General features: G+C 69.1%; 10 protein-coding genes. All 10 read right to left on the bottom strand.

Annotated elements, in window-relative coordinates; translation table 11 throughout:
- Nucleotides 1-23: 23 nt before the first annotated feature.
- Entirely contained in the window at nucleotides 24-4,484 is a 4,461-nt protein-coding gene (locus ACFTR6_RS06165) for an FtsK/SpoIIIE domain-containing protein (RefSeq protein WP_377957259.1), read from the bottom strand.
- Nucleotides 4,481-5,185, bottom strand: a complete 705-nt coding sequence (locus ACFTR6_RS06160; RefSeq protein WP_377957331.1) for a hypothetical protein — start codon at nucleotides 5,183-5,185, stop codon at nucleotides 4,481-4,483. Before ACFTR6_RS06160 ends, ACFTR6_RS06165 begins: the two co-directional genes overlap by 4 nt.
- 46 nt (nucleotides 5,186-5,231) lie before the next feature.
- Complete coding sequence (locus ACFTR6_RS06155; RefSeq protein ID WP_377957258.1) at nucleotides 5,232-6,806, bottom strand: serine/threonine-protein kinase; 1,575 nt, start codon at nucleotides 6,804-6,806, stop codon at nucleotides 5,232-5,234.
- Nucleotides 6,803-8,548, bottom strand: coding sequence for a hypothetical protein (locus ACFTR6_RS06150; RefSeq protein WP_377957257.1), 1,746 nt, complete (start codon nucleotides 8,546-8,548; stop codon nucleotides 6,803-6,805). The genes ACFTR6_RS06155 and ACFTR6_RS06150 overlap by 4 nt, the downstream gene beginning before the upstream one ends.
- The gene (locus ACFTR6_RS06145) at nucleotides 8,535-9,413 is read right to left on the bottom strand and encodes a PP2C family protein-serine/threonine phosphatase (RefSeq protein WP_377957256.1); all 879 of its coding nucleotides are present in this window, start codon (nucleotides 9,411-9,413) and stop codon (nucleotides 8,535-8,537) included. The genes ACFTR6_RS06150 and ACFTR6_RS06145 overlap by 14 nt, the downstream gene beginning before the upstream one ends.
- Nucleotides 9,410-10,810 carry an RDD family protein gene (locus ACFTR6_RS06140; protein WP_377957255.1) on the bottom strand — a complete coding sequence of 467 codons (1,401 nt, stop codon included), beginning with the start codon at nucleotides 10,808-10,810 and terminating at the stop codon, nucleotides 9,410-9,412. Before ACFTR6_RS06140 ends, ACFTR6_RS06145 begins: the two co-directional genes overlap by 4 nt.
- A gap of 92 nt (nucleotides 10,811-10,902) precedes the next feature.
- Nucleotides 10,903-13,362 (bottom strand): transglutaminase family protein, encoded by a 2,460-nt coding sequence (locus ACFTR6_RS06135; RefSeq protein ID WP_377957254.1) that lies wholly within the window; start codon nucleotides 13,360-13,362, stop codon nucleotides 10,903-10,905.
- The gene (locus ACFTR6_RS06130; RefSeq protein WP_377957253.1) at nucleotides 13,359-14,639 is read right to left on the bottom strand and encodes a DUF58 domain-containing protein; all 1,281 of its coding nucleotides are present in this window, start codon (nucleotides 14,637-14,639) and stop codon (nucleotides 13,359-13,361) included. Before ACFTR6_RS06130 ends, ACFTR6_RS06135 begins: the two co-directional genes overlap by 4 nt.
- A 46-nt stretch (nucleotides 14,640-14,685) precedes the next feature.
- Complete coding sequence (locus ACFTR6_RS06125; RefSeq protein WP_076798304.1) at nucleotides 14,686-15,657, bottom strand: MoxR family ATPase; 972 nt, start codon at nucleotides 15,655-15,657, stop codon at nucleotides 14,686-14,688.
- A 66-nt stretch (nucleotides 15,658-15,723) separates the two neighbouring features.
- Nucleotides 15,724-21,813 carry an Ig-like domain-containing protein gene (locus ACFTR6_RS06120; RefSeq protein ID WP_377957252.1) on the bottom strand — a complete coding sequence of 2,030 codons (6,090 nt, stop codon included), beginning with the start codon at nucleotides 21,811-21,813 and terminating at the stop codon, nucleotides 15,724-15,726.
- Nucleotides 21,814-21,976: the final 163 nt, after the last annotated feature.

Here is a 21,976-nt window from a genome sequence, read left to right as displayed (position 1 = left end):
GCCGGCTGGCTGCTGCCGGTTGGCTACTTCCGGCTTTCAGGAGGTAGCGCTATCTGGAGCTTGCGCACCTTGCCCCTGCCCACAAGGTAGCCACGGCCCGGAATGAAGTCCGTGCCGACCCGTCCGAGTGACGTGCTGAGGAGGCTGTCGCCGTCGATATCGCCCGGATTGATCAGCAGTCCCCTCCTGCCCGACTTGAACGGCTGCGCCAGAGACCATGCCGAAGACCAGGTGGACGTTTCAGATTCGCCCACCACCCACTGGTCAGCCTTGATGGACGCGGCGACGAGCCGTTCGATCCCGGATTCGGCCAGGGTGTTGGTGAACTCCGTGAGCCCCTCGATGAAGATGGCCACTTTGCCGGGATTGGCCGAGGCATGGTCCGTCAGCGCTTCCACAGCCTCGTCGACGTCGTCGGCCCCAACCAGCGAGCGGTCCCAGACCGGCAGCGACGCCACGGCGGACTTGCGGGCACCGAGGTAAACCAGTTCAGTGTCCGGATTGGACCGGCGCAGCGCGTAGGCCATGGTCACGAGGGCAACTGTCCGTCCGGCGCCTGGCGGGCCCGCGAGCAGCAGCGGGCCCTTCGCCATCAGCGTCGCCGGCTGCAGCGTCTCGTCGTCCACGCCGATCACGGGCAGGTCCGGCAGGCCGGCAGGCAGGATGTCCAGGTCGATCTGCTCGGGCAGCCGCTCGATCCGCGGAGCCCGCTCCACGCCCTGGCGCAGCATGGCCTCGCTGAGTTTGTGCACCTCGCGCGCCTGCAGGGCGAGGTTGGAGTTGCCGCCCAGGACGGAGAGCTGCACCTCGAGGCCGCCCAGCAGCCCGCGCCCGGGAGGCGACCCCTTGCCCAGGACGTCCCTGGGCACGTCCATGGTCAGGTAGTCGTCCTCGGCGGACAGCCGTAGCACCAGCCGCCGCTGGATGGAGGCAAGCAACGACGCCGGGACGGAGTTGGGCCGGTCAGCGCTGACGACGAGGTGGATGCCCAGGGGACGGCCGTCGGTGGCAAGCTGCAGGAAAAGGTCCCACAGGCCGGAGAGCTTGCTGTACTCGTAGGCCTCGCGGAAGGCCGACATGCCATCCACCAGCACGAAGATGCGCTTTTCATCCGGCATGCCGGCGAGCCTGCGGTACTCCCCGACGGTGGCGGCACGGACCTCGGCGAAGCGTTTGGCCCGGTCCTCGGCGAGATCGCTGAGCCAGCGCAGGAGCCTGCCCACGCGCTCCACGTCGTCGCCGTCGATGATCCCACCCACGTGCGGGAGCTCTTCGAGCATCCTGAGTCCCGCAGAGCCGCAGTCAATCCCATAGACGTGGACCGGCCCGCCGCGGGGCGTGACGGCGGCGGCGATCGCGATGCCGCGCAGGGCCGCGGACTTGCCTGAGCCACCGGTGCCGTAGATGGCCATGTTGCCGTCGTTGTCCGGTTCGTAGAAGACGGTGGGCTGGTCCTGGCGGGCGGGGTCGTCCGCCACGCCCAGCAGGAGCCGTTCGTCGGTGCGCGGGTTGGGCAGCAGCGAGAAGTCGTAGGTGGTGGCCAGTTCGTTCAGCCACGGCTTCCGCGGCGGTTCTATGGCCAGCAGGTCAGCGGCGTCGATGACGTTGGCGGTCATCCTGGCGATGTCGTTGGGGCCGGCCGGTTCTTCCTGCACGGCGGTGTCGGGGGCCGGCGCTTCCCAGGCGGGACCGGACCCGAAGGCCATCTCCACGATGTCGACCTGCGGGCGCTGCGGCCGTTCGGTGGTCCAGCCGCCGGCGTAGCCCGTCTGGAAACCCTGGATCCGGCCGGGACCGGTCTTGGCAGCACCGCGGCCCGGGATGGAGGGGTCGAAGTATGCGGCGTCCGGCACACCGAGGATGTCGGTGGCGTCATCCTCGTCGGCCATCCGCAGCGCCACCCGCAGGTTCGTGTTGGCGCGCAGGCTTTCCTTGATCACACCGGCCGGGCGCTGCGTGGCGAGGATCAGGTGCAGGCCAAGGGACCGGCCGCGGGCGGCCACGTCAACCACGCCGTCCACGAACTCGGGCACTTCGGTGGCCAGGGCAGCAAACTCGTCCACCACGATCACCAGGTAGGGCGGGGCCTCGGGATCCGCCTCGCGCTGGAGCGCGAGCAGGTCCTTGGCCTTTTTCCTGTTGAGCAGGTGCTCCCGGTAGTGGAGTTCAGCCCGGAGCGAGGTGAGGGCGCGCCGCACCAGGTGCGGCGAGAGGTCGGTGACCAGGCCTACGGTGTGCGGCAGCTTCACGCAGTCGGCAAACGCGGCGCCGCCCTTGTAGTCCACGAACAGGAAGCTGACACGGTCCGGGCTGTAGGCAGTGGCCATGCCCATGACCCACGACTGCAGGAACTCGGACTTGCCGGCACCGGTGGTTCCGCCCACGAGCGCGTGCGGGCCTTCGTTCTTCAGGTCCAGGTAGAGGGGCTCCACGCCCTTGGAGCCCACCAGGGCACGGAGCGAGCCGTTGTCCTTGCGGTTGGCCACAGCGGTGGAGCCAACGGAGTTGTTCTCCTGCCAGCGCTCTGCCACGGCCTGGGGGTTGTCCAGGAAGTCCTTGCCCACCAGCGCCGCATAGGACACGGCCCGGGGCAGGTTGGAGTCGTCCTCCAGCGGTTTGCCGGCGTCGACCACGGGCGAGAGCATGCGCGCCAGCTGGCCGGCCAGTTCGGCGTCGAGGCTTTCGCAGCTCACGGGGTAGGTGTGGCGGCCCAGCCGGACCTGGCCGGTGGTGGTGCCGTGTTCGCCGTCCACGGCCATGAAGTCACGGCAGGCGGCCGGAAGGGATTCGACGCCGGCCGCGACCCACAGGACGTGGACGCCTGCGTCCGGGCCGCGTTCCACAAGCCGGGTCAGCCGTCCGCGGTCCACCGGCGCGTCATCCTCGACGATCACCAGCACCGAGGGCAGCACCGGCGGCGGGACGTCAGCTGTTTCCTCGACGATGCCGGGCCGCTGCACGGGTCCCTGCAGGCGCATGGCGGCCTCGCGGAGTTCCACGAGGTCCTCGATCCGGGCCAGCAGGCTGGTGCCGCCTGCCGAACCGGCCGCCAGGTGGTCGCCGCTGAGCGGGCTGTGGCTCGAGCCGACGTGAGGCAGCCACTGCAGCCAGTTCCACCGTTCCCGGGACCGGGCCGAGGTGATGGCGGCCACGGCCACCTCCGCCGGGGAGTGCAGGCCCACGAGCTGCAGCACCACTCCCCTGGCCACGTCATCGACGAGTCCGCGCGGCCCGGCCAGGCCGAAGGAGCCGGCGGACCGCAGCTGGGAGACCACCGGCACCCCCTCGATCTGCCGGAACTGGTCCAGGCAGTCCTCGATCTCGCGCCGGTATTCCGTCTCCGTTTCGGAGGTGTTCGGCTCCTCGAAGGGGATCCGCGAGGGCACGGTGCCGAGCCCGAACCGGAGCGCCAGGAACCCGGAGTGCTCCGGCCGGTGCGTCCACAGCAGCGGGCCAAGCTTGTAGATGGAGTCGACGGTGTCGCTGACCGACGGCGCTTCCTGGAGCCGGACGGCCCGCTCCACGCGCTGCAGCTCGGTGGCGTCCTGCCGGAAAGCCGCCATGGCCGCCCGGAACTGCTTCAGCTGCTCCTTGCGCTCACGCCGGCTCTGGAATTTCTGGTCCACGTAATGGCCAACAATGAACAGCGGCATCATCAGCATGAACACCATGGACATTAGGTTTTGGGTCACCGAGAACAGCACCGCGCCCATCATCAGCGGGGCGATCAGCATGATGAAGGGGAATGGGTGGTGGTCCTGCCGCCGCGGTCCAGCCGGGGGCACCCTCTTCCCGGGCGCAAACCGCGGCACCACCCGCGGGGACCGGTTGAAGTCCACAAGGGGCGACGTCGGAACTGCCGCACCGCTGCGCGCCAGCGGCACAACTGTCAGCACGGTGTCGCCCAGCGTGACGGTGTCGGAGGAATTCAGCGTGGCCCGGGTGACCGGGAGTCCGTCCATCTGCAGGCCGTTGGCGGAGTTCGTATCGACGATCTCGATGCTCTCCCCCACGGTGATGCGGGCGTGCCGCTTGGATGTCAGGGGGTCGGTGAGCCGGACATCGACGTCCCGGCCGCGCCCGATGTAGCTGGTGCCGGAGGGCAGTGAGAACTCCCGTCCGACGTCGGGGCCGGAAACGATGCGCAGCGTGGCCGCAGCCGGGCCGCGGTCCGCGGCAGGGCCGGCGCCGTTCGGGTCGCCGAACGTGTCGCTCACCTGGGTCAGCGACACGACCGAGCCGGGCCGCAGCCCGGACTCCAGCAGGTTGTCCGCCCGGTCGAGGACGATGCCGCGCATGCCGCCCGCGACGAAGGCCTCGTCAATCCGGAGTGAGAGATTGGCCGGAGCGGGTTCGTGCCGCCGGACGGGGTCGGCGGTCCACAGTTCGGTGGCGATGTCCGCGACCGTGGCGCGGCCGTCCACGGTGACGGCCAGGTCCTTGGCTTCGGCGGGGTCGCGGCGCAGGGTGAGTCGGATCCTCATGCTTCGACCTCCCCGCGCATCTTTTCCAGCAGGTGGAGGTCGCCGGCGGTGACCAGGTGCGAGGTGACAGCGTGCTCCACGAGGCGTGCCCGGCGGTTGGTGGCCAGTTTGCCGCCGCCTCCCCTGAGGCCGGCCACTCCGGCACGGTCCAGCTTGTCGCAGACGTTGTCCAGCTTCCGGTTGAACCGGGTAAGCGCCCAGCCCAGGGTCCGGGCCGCCTCCGCAGAGGAGGGAATGGCGCTGAATCCGGTGCCCTCACGCCGCAGCATCGGCTCGGCGAGCGCCACGATGAGGGCCTTCTGGGAGTCCGTGAAGACCACGGGGCCGATGGTGGTGTCGCCGCCGCTGGTGTGGCTGCTGGTCTCCTGCCGGAACGAGGGCGTCTTCACGTGGACCGCGAACTCGTAGGTGGTGGGTCCGGCGGTGAAGATGACGCTGGTGTGGCTGAAGACGAGCGGCAGCCGGGCGCCGGGCGACAGCCACGCCTGCATGCCGCCGGATCCGTCGGCCACCGTGGCGGAGAGCCGGCTGCCCACGTTGCTGAGCCACCAGATCCCGTCGTACCTGGCAATCTGCAGGAAGCGCCGGTGCAGGTAGGGGTTGTCGTCCACTTCGAGGTCGCCCTCGCGGCCGATGCTGAAGATGTCCTCATCGTTGGGCTCGTACCACTCGCCGCAGAAATCTATGGCCAGGTCTCCCATATTCCGTGCCTCCTCGATGGGTAGTGTCCTTGTTGTCATGGGCCGGCTACTCCTGCAGGCATGCGATGGAATCCGGGCCGCCCGGCGAGGCGCTGCCGTCCGCCCTGACAAGGATCACCTGGAGGCATATGGGCGGGTCAATAAAACCGGAAATGAAGGCCTGGTTGGTCGTTGTGGTTTCAAAGGGGCCGTCCTCCTTTACGGACTTGGCCCGGTACTTGAACGTGTCACCCTCTTTGGGCTGCGGATTCGTCCAGGAGAAGACAATGATGTTTGGGTCCTCTGCCTTTGGTGCGGCAGCGAGGCCTTCCACGTCCGGCACCGTCCCGTTGTCCAGGGCGTCCGCCGGCGGCTTCTTCACCTCCGCGGTTTCGGGCGCGCTCGGCGTCTGGGGGGCGGCGTTGGCCACCACCAGGCCCACGGCGGCGGCGAGGGCCAGCACGGTGGCTCCGGAGATGGCGAGCCACAGGTTTCGCTTGGAGCGGTCCTGCGCGTGGCCACCCGCGGGCTCGGCCCCTTCCTGCGGCGGCTGCGCCGCGCGGTGGACCGTCGTGTCGGCGGCAGCGGTGTAGCCGGTGTCGGCCGCGTGGAAGGCGGGCGCAGGTGGCACGTCAGCGGCGGCAGGGGGCAGCGGCTTGGTCCGCGCCGGGAAGGTGGGGGCGCTTCCGGTCCGGTCCGGATCAATGGACGCGACGTTGCGGACGCGCGTCTCCTCCACGCCGTCGTCCAGGTGCACGTCCTCCTGGCGCTCCTCCAGCACCTCGAACGGCGTGACGGACAGGTTGAGCTCGGCCTGGATCCGCTGCAGTGCCAGGGCGAAGGCGTGGGCCGAGGAATAGCGGGAGGCGGGTTGCTTGGCCATCGCGGTGGCCAGCGCCAGCTCGAGGGATTCCGGCACGTCGGCGCGTCCCAGCCGCGGGACGGGCATGCTGGTGATGCGTGAGATGAGCTCGCGCTGGGAGTTGTCGGCACCCGGCAGGACGAAGGGTGAGCGTCCGGCGAGCAGCGTGTACAGGGTGGCGCCCAGCGCCCACACATCCACCAGCACGCCGTCGACATTGCCGTCGCGGAACTGTTCCGGCGGGGACCAGGGGATGGACATCCCGGCGTCCTCGTCCGCATCGCCGGCCAGGGTGCCGGAGATGCCGAAGTCGGTGAGGGCGGGACGGTTGTAGTCGGTGACCAGGATGTTGGCAGGCTTGATGTCCCTATGGGCGATGCCCGCCCGGTGCGCCGTTTCGACGGCGGAAGTCACCTGGATGCCGATCGCCAGGACCTCGTCCACGCTGAAGCGCTGCCGGCGGTACCGGACATCGAGGCTCGGCCGCGAGCAGTACTCCATGGCCAGGTAGGAATGCCCGTCCTCGGTCACCTCGGCTTCAAAGATGGTGACGATGAAGGGGTGCGACGACAGCTGGGCCATGAGGTTGGCCTCGGACTCGAAGCGGCGCCGCGCGCCCTCCGTCTTGAGGCCGGACAGCAGCACCTTGACGGCGACCTTGCGGCGCGGCCGGTCCTGCTCGTAGAGGTAGACGTCGGAGAAGCCGCCCGATCCGAGCAGGCTGACGTAGCTGAAACCGGGAATGCGGGGCGGTGGCGCCGCCGGCCGCTTGGAACTCACAGGATCTCCTCAAAGCGCAGGGATACGTCATCGCCGAGTTCTGCAATGTCGCCGTCCAGGACAATGGCCATTTCATTCTGGGCAAGGCGCCGCGGCGGTTGGCCCTCGCGGACCAGCACGGTGCCGTTGGTGGCCTTCAGGTCGCACAGCATCACGTGCCAGCCTTCCAGCCGGACCTCGATGTGCGACCTCGAAATGTCGCCGCCGGGGCTCGGCACCTGGACCAGCCGCGGCATGGTGCCGCCCTGGACCCGGGACACGGACGGCTGCCGCCCGATCACCAGCGAGTCGTCGAGGTCGATCAGCTCCCCGGTGGACAGCCGCAGCCGGCCAAGCCGGGGGCGCGGCACCTGGACGGCGACGTCAGGCAGCTGAGCCCCGCAGGTGAAGCACTGGCTACTGGTGGGTGGGTTGGCGTGGCCGCCGGGGCATACCCGGGCCAGGACCAAAGGGCCGTTGCCGGGCACATTTTCCCCGCCGGGTGTTCCAGCACCCTGGCCGGGTTCGTGCCCCTGCCCCGCCTGCGCTCCGCTGGTGGGGAGGTCGCTCCTGAAGATGGTCTGCCCGTCGTGGTCCCCTTCCGCCGGCGCGCCCGGCCCGGCTGCGGGGATGAACGACGGCGGGACCTGCAGTCCGGTGAACGACGGCGGACCGCCGGGGGCCGGGAAGGAGGGCGGTATCTGGGGTCCCGGGACCGACGCCGGGACCTGGAGCCCGGGGACCGACGCCGGAATCCGGGGTTCCGGGGCGCCGTCTCCCCCGGTGGCCCACGGCACTGACTCGATCAGTCCCGTCTGGGCCGGCACCGGCGGTTGCGGCGCAGCTGCCCGTTCGGCCGCAGATTCCTGGCCAGGGGATTCCTGGCCTTCAGGTTCCCGGCCTTCAGTTTCCTGGCCCGGGACCTCCGGGGCTGGTGCCTCGGCGGCTGCGGCAGCACCGTCGTCGTCCCCGGTCCGGATAGCTGCGTCCTCGATGCTGCGGACCACCGTCTTGTCCCACAGGTGGTCGTAGGAGCTGGTGAACTCGGTGGCCGGGCCTTCGTCCTGCTCCCGGTCCTGCTGCACGGGTGCTTCCGGCGGCAGGACTTCCGGTGCCGGTGCTTCCGGCGGCAGTGCTTCCTCGGGCGGGGTTTCCTCCAACCACGTCCCGGCAGTGGCAGCACCGGTCCCAGTAAATCCCGTCACGGTTTCCTCCCCAGGTACAACCAGGGTCTCGGCCGACGCCTCCAGCGGCGGCACAGCCGTCTCCGGCACTTTCTGCAGGGCGGCGCCGGGTTGGGTGACGCTGACGCGCAGCGACTGCAGGAGCACGGCCCCTTCAACCACCGGCAGTTCAGGTACACGGAGCAGTTCAGGCACACCCTGGTGCACCGCGGCGGCGCCGGGAACGGCCACGCTGAACCATTCGGGCGCCTCCAGCCACCGCTCGGCCCAGGTGGTGACGTTCCGGCCGTCGAGTGTCACAGGACCCGACGGAAGCTGGACCGTCAGGTCAATGTCGCCGCGCAGGAAGACCCGCAGCGAGTCGCTGTATCCGATGATGCCGAAACACGGGGTGGCTGACAGCGGTGCACCGAACCCGCCCGTCACGGCGTGCAGCACGTCGGCTGGATCCGGGGCGCCCGCGAGCAAGTCCCACACGCTGCTGACCAGCGGGGCCGGAGTGGCAGGGTCCAGGATCACCGCAGTTCCCGACCTGACCAGGCCCAGCCATCCGCCGGGGACATAGCTAGCTGCGGCCATTGGCAGCGTCCTCGCTTCCGGCACGCGGCAGCGTATCCTGCTCTTCCGCGTCCGCGGCGCTCCGGGGCGCCGTCGTCGCCATGCCGGCATCGTTGAGGACGTTCCTGGCGTCGATCACGATGACCGTGATGTTGTCCCGGCCGCCGCGCCGCAGTGCCGCCTGGATCAGGGTGTCCACTGCTTCCTGCGGGTTCTCAACGGTGCTGAGGATTTCGTGCATCTCGCTATCCGTCAGTTCCCCGTTGAGGCCGTCCGAGCAGACCATCACCCGGTCGCCTTCTTCGATGGGCAGCAGCCAGTAATCGGCTTCGGTCTCCTCACCCGCGCCCAGCGCACGCGTCACGACGTGCCGGCGGGGGTGCACCGCGGCCTCCTCGGCCGTGATCTCGCCGCTCTCCACAAGCTCCTGGACCTCGGAGTGATCCACACTGACCTGCGAAAGCCGGCCCTGGCTCAGGCGATAGGTCCGGGAATCCCCGATGTTCATGACCAGCCAGTAGGGAACGCCCATCTGCTCCACCACCACCACGCCGCTGAGTGTGGTTCCGGCCCGGGAACCGGTGGCTGCGCGGATGGATTCGTCCGCGCTGGCCAGGTACTGCTGCACCACTCCCGCGGTGGCCGTCCGCTCCCCCGTCGCCAGCTGCGGCAGCTGTGCCAGCGCCCGCACGCACATGCCGCTGGCCACCTCGCCGGCTTCGTGGCCGCCCATGCCGTCCGCGACGGCGAACACGGGATCCGAAGCGATGTAGGAGTCCTCATTGAGTTCGCGGCGAAGGCCACGGTCCGTTCCGTAGCCAAAGCTCAGCCTCAGGCCGGGCTCGTTGCCGGTCCCCGGGGTTCCGGCCACCTGCTGTGAATTCATGCGTGTCCTACGTTGAAGGTGCGGTCCCCGAAATGAACTGTGGTTCCGGGGCTGACAAATGCGGGCACACCCGGCTGCAGCGCCGTGCGCATGCCGTCGGGTGTGGTGACGGCGCTGCCGTTGGTCGAGTGGCGGTCCGTGACCCATACACCGGCACCGTCGGTGAGCAGGTGGAGGTGGGTCTTGGAGATGGTCCTGCCCGGGTCCGGTACGGGCAACAGCTGGGCCTGCGATTCCCCGGCGGCGGGGGCAGGGTTGCGGCCGATCAGGACGTTCCGTTCCAGGCGGAAGTCGCGGCCGTCGTCGAGCGTTATGCGCAGCACGGCCTGGGGGACGTCCTGGCGGGCCCCGCCACGCACCTGGGTGCGGTCCATGGCGTCGTCGGGGTGGACACCGTTAATCTGCTGAAGACGGTTGACCTGCTGAACACCGCCGACCGGGATGACACCGTCGACCGGGATGACACCGTCGGCCGGGATGACAGTGCCGTCCGCGGCTGCCGGCTGGCCCGGCGCGACGGCGGGCGGGGCAGCAACCGGGTTCCGGGAAGCAACTGGGTTCCGGGAAGCAACCGGCGACGCCACCTGCTGCACCGGGGGCAGGTCCATGGGCGCGAAACTGTAGGGACCTTCGATGCCGCCGGTGGAAACGGGATTGCGGCCATGCACCACATCGAAGACGAGCGTTCCTGCCGCGCGGTCATGCCACCCACGGAGCTTTCCGTTCCGGTCCCAGGCGCTGGACGCCACAACGGCGACGGCCCACGCCGTTCCAAGGAGCAGCAGCGGTCCCAGGACCAGCAGCGCGGCGTCGAACCATTTGAAGACGACTACCACTACTGAGGCGAGGACGGCCAGCAGAATGCCGGCTCCCGTGACGATGCCGCGCAGGAACACGGCACCGAGGCCCGGCGCGTAACCGTCCCTGTCGGCGCTGCGGATGCCCATGAGCTGGTTGCCGATGGTGTTGCCGGAACGGCCCTCGACGCCGGCCACGGTGAGCACGTACACCAGGGTCAGTCCGGCTCCGATGCCTCCCAGCAGCGCCAGCAGGCTTGTGTCGTAAATGATCAGCCCGGCGCTCCGCGTGCTGGTGATGCCGGCGAACCCGATGGACAGCAGGACCGTCAGGATGGCCACCGGCGCCAGCCAATCGAGGACGGCAGCGCCGAGACGCTTGCCCGGGGAAGCCGGAACCAGCGAAAGCGTGCCTGACATGTCTGATCCTTCCCCCGGCCCTACCGGGATGCTACCGGGAAACGGAGCGGCTTGCCTCCCGCCCCGGTCCAAGGTGGCGGCCCGCTGGGGCACAGATCCGCGGTTGGGCAGCGGTGTTCCGCATGCACCGCAAAAGCTTGCTCCGGCCCGGACCGGCTGGCCGCAGCGCAGGCACGGCACGCTTCGGTCGGAAGCCGATCGCTCGGAGGCAGGTCCCGCGGGGGCAGCTCCGGGTAAAGCTCCCGGTCCCGTCCCAGGCACTGGCGAGCCGCTCACCGCCGGAACCCCCGTGCAGCCAGGGCGGCCCGGGCCTCAGCCAGCAGCGACCGGGGTGAGAACCGCGCCTGCTGGCGCCGCCAGAAACCGAGCGTTCCTGTCATCTCCTTCAGCGAGCCGTCCACCACGTCCCAGTACTCCCGCACCTCATCCTCGCTCGGCTGGCCCGCGCCGAAGATGGAGGCGTCGGCGCGGTGCGCCAGCAGGGTTGTGGTGGCGCCGGCGGCAGGGAACGCCTCGGCCACCACTGCCGCCGTCTCCCGCCTGGTTGCGCGGCTGTCCACCGGGGCGCCCATGTCTGTGGCCAGGCTAAGGACCTCGCTCCAGCCGCCGCCGACGCGCTGGACAGGATCGCCGCCGGTGAAGCGGGCCTTCCGGCGCCGCAACTTGAGCAGTGCGATCAGCAGCAGCGGCAGGGCCAGAATGCCCACGGGGATCAGGGCGATGCCGATGGCGGTGAGGATGGGACCCCAGAACAGCCACGGGTTGGTCTTCTTCTCGTCGGCGTCGAGGGCGTCCGGAGAGGAGTCCGGCGGCAGGTCGGCGGGTTCCTGCGGCGGTGGCGGCGGCTGCAGGACCTGGGGCTTGGGCTTGGACTTGTTTTCCGGGTCGGGCGGAATGGGGATGTTGTCCTTGGGCGGTGTGGGGTCGAAGGCCACCCAGCCCACGCGGTCAAAGGCCACCTCCACCCAGGCGTGGACATCCTTGCCGGTTATCTTGATGTCGCCGGCGCCGTTCTCCGGGCTCTTCGGGTCAGGGTAGAACCCCATGACCACGCGTGAGGGAATGCCCAGGTGCCGCAGCATCAGGGACATCGCGACGGCGTACTGCTCATCGTCGCCGAGCATCTGCTTGGCGGTCAGCAGGTCGCGGATGCGCGCCGCACCGTGCCCGGAGACGCTGGGAAGCTGCCCGTCCGCAATGAGCCCGTTGCTGAAGGCGCCCTTCTTCTGGAAGTGGGCCTCGATCTGCCGGACCCGGTCCACCGCGGTCGGGGCGTCCGCGGCCAGGTCATTGGCCTGGGCGCCCACCACCGGCGGCACGTCGGTGACGTCAGGCAGGCTGACCTTGGCGAAGTCGTATTGCGTGAGCTGCCCGTGCTCCAGCTTCACCGGGTCCGAGATCTGGACGGTGTAGGAGTCACCCCTGGACAGGCCCTGGGTGGTCACCGCGGTGTCTGTGCCGGAGTTGAAGTACAGCCCCGAGGCTGCGCCGGACGAGTCCGGGGCAAAGCTGAGCCCGGTGGTCTTCCGTCCGCCCGGAACGAAGTAGCCCTGGTAGTCATCGATGGTGATGTCCAGGCTGTAGTCGTTCGTCGGGACCGGGTCCGTGGAGTCGGCGAGTGTGTTGATCGACTTCGCGTCCCCCACCTTGCTGAAGCTGCCCGAGCCGTTCGGGTCCATCGTGTAGTTGGTGCCGTTGAAGGAGTCGAGCGCCCCGAGCCGGACCCGTGCGTCCTTGGGCAGCCCCTTGACGGTGAACAGCGTGTCGTCCTTCTTGTCCTTGACGAAGTTGCGGAAGCTCGCCAGCGGCGTGACGTACGCCTTCGGATCAAAGGGCGGTACGACGACGTTGCGGAGGACGCGCCGCTCGTCACCGGCGGCGATCAGCGGCGATACCGCCGCGGTGATTCCCACCGTTGCGGCCAGGACGGCGGCGCCGGCCGCCAGGCGGCGCGTGCGCGCCTTCGCCGCCGTGCCGGCGTCGTGCTGGGGACGGTTCACCGAAACCTTGTGGGTGTCGCGCCGGCGCAGCGCGTCCCGCCGAAAGGTGGCCCAGGCGATGCCGACCACCGTCAGGGCAATGCCCCTTTCCACGGTCAGGAATCCGGCGTTGGTGCTGAACGCGATCCCGGTGACGAACAGCACCAGGACCGGCAGCAGCGGCCAGTACGGGCTGCGGATGCGCCAGGTCAGGGCGCCCGCGGCAGCGGCGGTGATCAGGGCGCTCAGGAAGGGAACGATCAGCACGCCGCCTGCGGTGCCCACGGGCACCCCGACGGTGAGCATGTCCTTCCAGGCAAAGACGACGCCGAGCAGCAGCGTGCGCAGCGATTCCAGGCTGGGAATGAACCCTGCGATCGCGGCGCCGGGGACGGCCAGGGCTGTTCCCAGCACGAGATAGCTGCCGAAGGCCAGTGCCGTGGTGATCAGCAGCCCCAGCCGGAAGTGGGCGTTGAGCGCAGCGACGGCCAGCCCCAGGACAATGCCGCCAAACCCGGCAATCAGGTAGTAGGGGTCGCCGCCGAAGCTGAGGCTGAACCCGAGGACACCAAGCCCGAGCAGAATGGTGAGGGCACCGGCGTCGAGCACAAAATGCCACCGCGGCCGGCCGTCGGCGAAGGCGGACCCGGCGGCCGGGCGGACCGGGCGGCGGGGGCTTTGTGAACCGTTGTGCCGGCGGGAGCTGTCCGAACGGTCGTGCCGACGGGGGCGGAGACCGGTGGCCTCACTCATGCTGCAGCCTTTCGCAGGACGGAGGGAAGGTCAGAGAGGTCGCCGACCGTGAGCACGGTGAGGTCACCGATGTTGGCGCGGGCCGGGGCAGCGCCAAGGTCGGCCCGCACTGCGAGGCTGCGCACACCCGGAGGCACCGAGGCGGCAGCGGAGCGCAGCTGGGTGGCCGTCACCTGGCTGCCCACGACGAAGAAGACCACCGAGGCATTGGGCACCGTGTCGGCAAGCGTGCGGGCGAGGTCGACGGCGGTCTTCCGCAGTGGAGTGCCGACGATCCGGGTCATGTCGTCCAGCATGTTGCGGCCGGTCTCGCAGCGCAGCGGACCGCCCTGGGTCAGGACATCCAGCTCGCGCTGTTCACGGATGGCCTGCCGGCCAATGGACGCCGCTGCCGATATGGCCAGTTCGAATTCCTCTTCCGAGGCGTATTCGTCCGTGTTGATGGACAGTGAAATGGCCAGGTGGGCGCGGCGGGTTTCCTCGAACTGGCGGACCATGAGCTTGTTGGTCCGGGCCGTGGTTTTCCAGTGGATATGCCGCCGGTCATCACCCGGAACGTAGTCGCGCAGGGCGTGGAAGGAAACGTCGGCGCTGGACAGCTCCGTGGTGGGCATGCCTTCCAGGTCCCGGATGAACCCGGCCGCGGAACCGGCCAGCGCCACCGTGCGGGGGTGCACGTAGAGGTCCTCCGGTTCCGTCCAGAGCACCTGCCGGCGGAGCAGGTGCAGCGGATCGGCCCGGACAGAACGGACCGGGCCCACCACGATGACGGCACGCCGCGCCGTCGGGATGGTGAAAAGGTCTTCGTGGACCTGCTGCGGTTTCATCCGCGGGAGGTGGAAGACGGCGGTGGCAGAGCCGACGGGCAGTTCCAGGTCAGCCGGCAGGAGCGGGCGGGCAGACGTGTTGGACACGGCGATGCTTCCAACGGCGCTGTCGCCCACCGCGACCCTGGTCCGGGCGAGGTCGAGGAGCACGCCATAGGAGGAGCGGCCCAGGATGAAGCCGACGGCGATGACGAAGAGCACCAGTGCCGCAACGGCTGCCGCCTTGGCCTCCTGCCAGCCGTAGGCATCCCCGGCCGCAAACAGCAGGACCGCGGCGGCCAGCACGGACCAACCCAGGACGCTGACCACGGACAGGACGGGCCGGACGCGCCGGCCCCACAGGCCGGCGGCCACCCGCCAGGCGGGGCCCAGCGCGAGACGCGCGGTGCTGCCCGCATCGGACCATAATCTGGATGAGTGCTCCTGGGGCCGGAACTTCGGCAGCCGCATTCCGGACCCCCTGAGACCGGACCACTGCACTTTAGGCAGCCGCACCTTAGACGGCGGCGCGCTGCTGCGGCGCTGCGACGTCGGCCAGGACTCGCCCCAGGACGGCTTCGGCGGTGGCACCGGAGAACTCGGCTTCGGGGTCCATCACGAAACGGTGGGTCCAGACGACGCCGGCGAGGTCCTTGATATCGTCCGGCAGGACGAAGTTGCGGCCCTGGCTCGCGGCCCACACCTTGGCCGCCCGGACCATTGCGAGGGCGCCGCGGACGGAGACACCCAGGCGGGTCTCCGGGGCGTTGCGGGTTTCCTCGCAGAGCCTGGAGATGTACTCCAGCACGGCGGTATCAACGTGCGTGGTGGCGGCCAGATCCGCCATGTCCGCCACAGCCTGCGTGGTGATGACGGGGTGCAGGTCCCGGGACCGGTCCTTGAGGTTGGTGCCGCCCAGGAGCTGGACGGTGGAGGCGTGGTCCGGATACCCGATGGAGGTCTTGATCAGGAAGCGGTCCAGCTGGGCCTCGGGCAAACGGTAGGTGCCGGCCTGCTCGATCGGGTTCTGCGTGGCCATCACCATGAACGGACGGCCGGCCTCATAGGTGGTGCCGTCCACGGTGACGCGGGACTCCTCCATGACCTCCAGCAGCGCCGACTGCGTCTTGGGCGAGGCCCGGTTGATTTCATCGGCGAGCACGATGTTGCTGAAGATCGGCCCCTTGTGGAACTCGAACTTCTGGGTCTTCTGGTCGTAGATGGTCACGCCGGTGACGTCGGAGGGCAGCAGGTCCGGCGTGAACTGGATGCGGCTGTTTGACCCCTGGACCGTGGCCGCAAGGGCGCGGGCCAGCGACGTCTTGCCGGTACCCGGGGCATCTTCGAAGAGGACGTGGCCTTCGGCGAGCATCGCGGTGAAGGTCAAGCGGATGACGTGGGCCTTGCCCAGGACTGCCTGGCCCACATTCGCAACGAGCTTCTCGAACGTCCCTGCAAACCAGGCGGCCTGCTCGGTTGTCATGGTCATGGGTTGATTCCTCTTAGGTTGGTGCTGGTGCGGGATGGGCGGGCTTGGGTGCTGGTGGGCGGACGGTCAGCATCCGCCGGGCCGCGAACCGTACAGGTCCACAGTGGTCGACTTCACGTACCATCCGCTCTTGGCCGACTCGGTCAGGCGGTACCACGGGGTGCCGTTGCCGTAGATGTCCTTGGTGCAGTCGATGGACAGCCTGCCCCAGGAACGCTCCACCCAGCCGACGCCGCACTTGGCGGGGCTGCCGGGCGTGTAGGAGTCCGGCAGGCCGGGCTTCCCTGGGCAGGTGCGCACGCTGCTGGCGTCGACCTGGATCTGCGACGCCGGCGGCGGCGGGGTCGGGTCGTTGCCGGAGGTTGCATCTGCGCGTCCGATGGCCCCGTCGACCACCGTGACGGCCTTGACCCGCAGGGTCCGGGTCTGGTTCCAGCCGCCGCCGGAAGCGTCGAACCTGGTGGCCTTTCCGACGCTGGTCCAGGCGCCGCCGTCGAGGCTGACCTCGTAGTGGTCCAGGGGCCGCCCGTTGGTGCCTGTGGAATTCCAGGTCCAGTGGACCTGGGGGTCGCCGGTGGCCGACTTCCCGCCGCTGACATTCGGCGCGTTCGGCGGTGCGTACGGGTTTCCCGAGCCAATGGCCTTGGCATCGCCGGACACGTTGTTCTTGGTGGAGGAGGCGATGATGTTGACGGTGACGTCCCGCCCGTTGGGCTGGCCGGTGATGGTTCCGCCGCCGGCGTTGATGGGCCCGGACCCGTAGGCGGTGGACCACCGGTAGCTGATTTCCGACGCCTGCGACCCGTTCCGCTGTGCCTCGGTGAGGGGCGTGAAGGTCACATCCAGCTGGCCGCTCGTCCCGTTCGCCCGTACGGTCCCGCCGCCCACGGTGCCGGGTTTGCCGGCGGCCCTGACGGGGGCGGACTGGGCGCTGGTTCCGGACGTGCCCGCCTTGTTGGTGGCGGAAACGGTGAAGGCGTAGTCGGCCTCGGAGTTGTCCACTGTGACATTCAGCGACGTGCCGGAAGCCACCTGCTGGCTCTTGACCACGGCTCCGCCCCGCAGGGTTGTCAGTGTGTAGGCGGAGACCGCATCGCCGTTGTTGTTCGGGGCCGTCCAGCTGACGTTGACCTGGGACTGGCTGCCCACGGAGCCGGCCCCGGCCGCGCTGGGGGCAGCCGGCGTCGCCGGCACCCCGGCCGGTACCTCGGCAGCGGAGTACGGGCTCCACTCCGACGGATCCTTTGCGTCGTTGCGGGCCAGGACCCGCACCTTGTAGGCCACGCCGTTGGTGAGACCCTTCCAGACGTAGCTGGTGGATGTCAGGTTCTGGATCTGCGGGTTCTGGCCGGCGGGTGCGGGCGAGATTTCCAGATCGTAAGACTTGACCGGAGAGCCCTTGCTGGCCGGTGCCTGCCAGGTCACGGCCAGCTGCTGGTCGCCGAACCTCAGCGCCGGAGCCAGCGGCATGTCCGGCTTGACGTCGGGCCGGACCTCGGCGGAAACCGGTGACCTGTCGGACTCGCCGAACTCATTCGTTGCCGTCACCTGGAAGTGGTACTTGGTGTTGTTGACGAGGTTGTTCAGGGTGCACGAGTTGGCCGGGCAGTCCTGCGAGTAGCCGCCTTCGCCGTAGACCGTGTACTTGGTAATGGGTGATCCCCGGTCCGCCGGCGCCGTCCAGTTCAGCAGCGCCGTGCCGTCTCCCACGCTCTGCGCCTGCGGGGTGGTCGGGGCCAGGGGCTTGTCCTTGACCGTGAGCCGGATCCGGGCGGTGGCGTACCGCGAGGCGTCGTCGGTCTTGTCGCCGACCGTGTAGGACACCACCAGGGTGCCGGAGAATCCGGCCGCGGGCGTGACCGTCACCGAGTCGCCGCTGACGGCGGCAGTGCCCTGCCCTGTCTCGGTGGCGACGCCGATGATCTTCAGCGGAGTCTCCGGGAACGGGTTGGCATCGTTCGCCAGCACCTTCATGGTGACAGGCTTGCCCGCTGCGGCGTTTTCCTCGATGTCGTCGTTCGCCACCGGCTTGGCCCGGTTTGTCGCCGTCACGGCCAACCGGAACGTGGCGGTGGATTCAAGGCCGCGCGGGTCCTTCGCCTTCACCTGCACGGACCCTGCATCGCCAGGCCGCAGGCTGTCCTGGGCCGACACCTTGAGGGTGGCACCGTCGGTGGACACGTTGAAGCCCTGCGGGACCGCGCCGGCGGTCTCGTACTTCATGTTGCCGGCGTCGTCCCCGTCGGGGTCGGTCGTGAGTTTGGCCAGGTCCGCGGAGGCCGAGTCACCCAGCGGGACATCAACCGAGCCGCCGAGCAGGACGGGCGGGTTGTTCCGGTTGGGATCGGGCAGCACCCTGGTCCTGATGCTCAGGGTGGACTTCAGGCCGGCGGGGTCGTCCGGGCCGGAGCCGTCCGTCACTTCGAAGGTGATGGATCCGGGGCCCGCGTAGTCCCGGTCCGCGGTATACCTGACGGCCGTGCCGTTGCCGGCCACCGGGTTGCTGCCGTCCGCGCCGATGAGCTTGATCCTGTCGGTCTGGGTCAGCCGGGGCGAGCGGCCGTCCCGGACCTTCACCCATTCGGCGAGGTCAGCGGTCACGGACTGGCCGGCGACAACCTCGAGGACCTCGTCCTTGGCAAGGGTGGGAACCTGCTGGCCGAGGCCCGGCACCCAGATGATCGCCGTCGACTTCTGGCCGTCGACGTCTTCCACCGTGTAGGGCACCAGCTGCGGCTGCTCGGTCAGCTCCACGATCATGTTGCCGTCCGCGCCCGGCCGGGCGGTTTCGGCCGCGCTGCTGATCTTGAGGTTCTCGCCAACGCCGTCGGGGTCTTCGTCGTTCTTGAGCACCGGAACGTCGACGGCGGTCTTGCCGAGCGTCTGCGCCGAGGTCACCCGGTCGTCGCGCGCAATCGGTGCCTGCAGCGGGACGCTGCTGTCCACCACCATCCGGATGGCTGCCTGGGCGGAAGCTCCTCGCTCGTCGGCCACCGTGTAACGGAGGTTGACGGTGCCTTCGGCAGCCGGAGCCTGCAGGAGGATGCGTCCGCTTTGCTTGCTGACGGTTGCCTTCAGTGCGGCGTCGGCCTCAATGCCGTCGCCGACGATCCTGATGGGGTCGCCGTCCGGGTCGGTGTCGTTGCCGGCCGCGTCGACGGCGATCTGGCGCCCGGGCCGGACCTTGACCTGGTCGTCCACGGGGGTGGGCTTCTGGTTGGTGTCGCCGCGCGGTGCGATGCCCACGGTGACGGTCCCGGTATTCACGGCGCCCTGCCGGTCAACCACCTTGTAGCGGAACGTATCGGTTCCGGCGCCGTTCCCGGCGGCGATGAAGTCGATGAAGTTGCTGCCCGCCGTCGCCGTGCCCATGCCGGGCGTGCTGTCGATGCCGGTCAGCTGGACGGAGTCGCCGTCGGGATCAATGCCGTCCAGGGGAACAGGAATGCGCACCGTACCCGCCGCCACCACCCGCGCGGTCAGGTTTTTGGGCTGTGGCCGGGAATTTTCGGCACCCTCCAGCGGCAGGATGTGGATGGTGACGGCGGCGGCGCTCTTCTGGCCCTGCGGGTCCACCGCGTTGTAGATCGCGCGCACGGTCTTGGGCTGGCTGCCGGCGATGAACCGGAGGGTGTTCTCCGAGACGAAGCTTTTGCCGTCCTCCGCGGGAACGGCCTGCGGCAGGACAGCGTCGACCGTCAGCTTTTCACCCTGCGGGTGGGTGTCATTGTCCAGGACGGGGATCGTCACGACGTCGTTCACGCGGACGTTGACCTCGTCTGGCTTGGGCTGCGGCGCTTCCACCACGGCGGGGGCGGGCACGGGCACCACCGACACACTGCCGGTGGCCGAAGCCTTGCCGTTGGACATCGTGTAGCGGAAGAGGAACGGGTCCTTGGTGCCGGCGATGTCGGTGATCCGCAGGACGCTGTGGTCGATCACGCTCACCGAGGCGGTGGCGTTCTCGGGCACCGCGACGGACTGCAGGACCAGCACGCCGCCGGACGGGTCGGAGTCGTTGGCCAGCGGGTCCAGCAGGACGCTGCCGCCGACGGGCAGGAGCGCCACGTCGTGGACGGCGACGGGGTTTCCGGAGTCCTTGCCGGATTCCACGTCCACCCGGATGAGGCCCTGGCTGCTCTGCGGTCCGTTGCTGGCCAGGTAGGTGAGGTACACCGGGCCCGGGGTGCGGCTCCTGAAGGTGAAGGTGCCGCCGTCGGTGACCGGGCCCAGCTCTGCTGCTCCGCTGGCTTCCACCTGGGCGAGGCGCAGAGCGCCACCGTTGGGGTCGACGTCGTTCTTCAGGGGCGCGATGACCAGGTCCTGGCCCACCACGGCGGTGACGTGGTCGGCGTTGACCACGGGGGCGAGGGCTCCCGGCGGCTGGACGTTGACCACCACCTTGCCCGTGGTGGTGGCGCGGCCGTCCCAGACGGACACCGTGACGCTCTTCTTTCCGGCCGTGGCGCCGGAGTCCTGGAAGGTGAGCAGGCCGTCGCGGCGGACCTTGACCTGGTCCTGGTCGTTGTCGGCGGTGGCTGACATCAGGACCAGGTCGTCGCCGTCGGGATCGGCCCAGTCGGTGAGGATGTTCTGGCTGACGGTCTTGCCCTGCTCCACGAGGAGCGTGGTGGGGTCGCCGCGTTTGAAGGCCGGGGGCCGGTTCTCGTCCGCTCCGACGACGCTCAGGGTCACCTTGCCGCCGGCGGACAGGCCGCGTCCGTCCGCGGCCGTGTAATCGAACGTCTCGGTCCCGGGCGAGGCATCGGCCGGCACGGTGATCTGGAAGGCGGAGCCGCCATGGATGCTTTCGATGCTGCCGGCCCGCGGGCCTTCTGCGCCGAGGGAGGCGGTCAGGACGTCGCCGTCGGGGTCGGAATCGTTGTCGAGGACGCTCAGGACCGTGGTGCGCCCTGGACGGACGCCGACGGCGTCGGGTTTCGTTTCGGGGGGACGGTTCGGTTTGGTGCGGTCCGGCAGGACGTTGATGGTGTTGTCGTCGGCGGACTCCTCGTCGGGGTCGTCAGCCTGGTTCTTGGGCGGAACAACGTCGTCCCAGTTGTTGACCACCTGCATGTTCTGGTTGACCAGCCACACGTTGCCCGAGTTCACGTCGTTCAGGACCACAAGGTCGCGGTTGACGCGGAACACGTAGCTCGGTGATGCGCTGGCCTTGGGCACGGCGACGTTCTTGTCGTCCGCGTCATTGGTGCAGTCCCGGACGTATTTGTTGGCGCCGGACCATGCCGCATGGATGCAGCCGTCCAGCTGGACCGGCGCTGCCGGCATCCCCTGGCCGCCGAAGGTCACGGTCTTCGCGGCAGAGCCGTTCAGCGGCTGCTTGAGGAGTGCCTTGCCGGTGGCCACAGCCACGGAGTCCGAGGCCGGGCCCGACTGCTGGAGCTTCGCGTCGCCGGCATCGGCCAGCGGCACTTCGCGCCCGCCGGGGAGGAACAGTTTTCCGGCGGCGGCGTCCAGGACCACAGGCTGGTCCCCCACGACAGCGAGCTGGAGGTCCCCCGCGCCCTTCAGCCCGTCCCACGTGCTGGTGTTGGTGCCGGTGGCTGCCCCAAAGGCGTCCACCGTGGTCACTGTCACCTGCCCCGTTTTCGGGTCGGCCGAATAGATCCGGTCATCCGGACCGACGGCGGACACCAGTCCCTGGGAACCGGCCACCGCGGGCTCGGTCGACTCCTCGTCGAAGGCATTGACCGTTGACGGTGACATCGCCCACATCTTGCCGGAAGCAGGATCGGTGACTGAAATGACGTCGGCGCCGAAACTCACCTGGGCCGAGCCGGGGAGCTTCTTGTCGCCGCCGAGCCGCATGTTGGCGGCGGATACCTGGTTCAGCGTGGCGCCGGATTCGTCGTCGACGAACACCTTGCCGGCGTTCTGCAGGACATCGAAGGTGGTGCTGGCCGGGGTCACGGCACCGTCAAGCACGCGCGAGGGGTAGTTAAGCCGGCCGACGGCATTGCGTGCCTTGCTGACCACCCAGACGCCGCCGTCGTTAAGGTCAACCTCGGTTGTCTTGAACCCCGGGTAGATCACGGCACCGGCCACCAGCGCTGCAGCAGCAGCGGAAAAGACGGTGCCGGTGACGATCTTGTTGCGGCGGTTCCTCAGCCCCAGCCTGCCGAACAAAGTTGACACAGCGTTATTATTCCCCTGAAATCCCAGCCGCCTGAGCGCGGCTTACTAGCTCCTGATGTTCATCAGGGGCCGGTGACAGTCCGCCACTCCCCCGTAGAGACGCCGGAACAATTTTCGAGTCTCGACTATGACATGGGCGCTGGCGGCTTGTCCAAGAACAGCC

This window comes from Arthrobacter sp. NPDC057009, assembly GCF_042673905.1.
In the GTDB taxonomy this organism is placed as follows: Bacteria; Actinomycetota; Actinomycetes; order Actinomycetales; family Micrococcaceae; genus Arthrobacter.
This window is presented reverse-complemented; position numbering and strand designations above follow the sequence as displayed.

Coding starts and splice junctions, on each gene's coding strand:
- ACFTR6_RS06130 (WP_377957253.1), bottom strand. CDS start 14,639: ATGCGGCTGCCGAAGTTCCGGCCCCAGGAGCACTCATCCAGATTATGG.
- ACFTR6_RS06125 (WP_076798304.1), bottom strand. CDS start 15,657: ATGACCATGACAACCGAGCAGGCCGCCTGGTTTGCAGGGACGTTCGAG.
- ACFTR6_RS06145 (WP_377957256.1), bottom strand. CDS start 9,413: ATGAATTCACAGCAGGTGGCCGGAACCCCGGGGACCGGCAACGAGCCC.
- ACFTR6_RS06165 (WP_377957259.1), bottom strand. CDS start 4,484: ATGAGGATCCGACTCACCCTGCGCCGCGACCCCGCCGAAGCCAAGGAC.
- ACFTR6_RS06135 (WP_377957254.1), bottom strand. CDS start 13,362: ATGAGTGAGGCCACCGGTCTCCGCCCCCGTCGGCACGACCGTTCGGAC.
- ACFTR6_RS06160 (WP_377957331.1), bottom strand. CDS start 5,185: ATGGGAGACCTGGCCATAGATTTCTGCGGCGAGTGGTACGAGCCCAAC.
- ACFTR6_RS06150 (WP_377957257.1), bottom strand. CDS start 8,548: ATGGCCGCAGCTAGCTATGTCCCCGGCGGATGGCTGGGCCTGGTCAGG.